Origin of the sequence: Chryseobacterium sp. RR2-3-20 (assembly GCF_017808115.1) — a bacterium.
In the GTDB taxonomy this organism is placed as follows: Bacteria; Bacteroidota; Bacteroidia; order Flavobacteriales; family Weeksellaceae; genus Chryseobacterium; species Chryseobacterium oryzae.
Genome location: NZ_JADQBD010000199.1, coordinates 1 through 550, shown reverse-complemented (window position 1 = coordinate 550; position 550 = coordinate 1). Strand labels below are relative to the sequence as shown.

At 39.1% G+C, this 550-nt stretch carries 1 protein-coding gene; it reads left to right on the top strand.

The window, feature by feature from the left end; all coding sequences use genetic code 11:
* Window positions 1-550, top strand: a 550-nt coding sequence (locus IV513_RS15680; RefSeq protein ID WP_209391483.1) for an IS256 family transposase, incomplete at both ends; no start/stop codon positions are given.

Here is a 550-nt window from a genome sequence, read left to right as displayed (position 1 = left end):
GCTTTAGTTCCCAAAAGACACAATATCATCGATGGTTTGGAGAATATCATTATCTCGTTTTATGCTAAAGGAATGAGCGTTTCAGATATTGAAGAACAGATTAGGGATATGTATGATTTTGAGGTTTCTACGTCAACAATTTCTCGAATAACTAATGCTGTTGCCAGTGAAGTCGTTGCGTGGCAAAACCGACCTTTAGACGAATTGTATCTGATTGTTTGGATGGACGGAATTGTTTTCAAGGTTCGAGAGAACTCCAAAGTCATTAACAAAACCATTTATTTAGCCGTAGGCTTGAACCGTGAAGGAAGAAAAGAAGTTTTGGGAATGTGGCTTGGAAAGAACGAAAGTTCCAGCTTTTGGATGAGTGTTTTAACCGATTTAAAAGCTCGTGGTGTTGAAGATATTTTGATTACCGCTACCGATAATTTAAATGGATTTACCCAGACCATCCGCTCCGTTTTCCCTGAATCCCAAACCCAAATCTGCGTAGTCCACCAGATAAGAAATGCTTGTAAATACGTGGTTTGGAAGGACAGAAAAGCGTTTT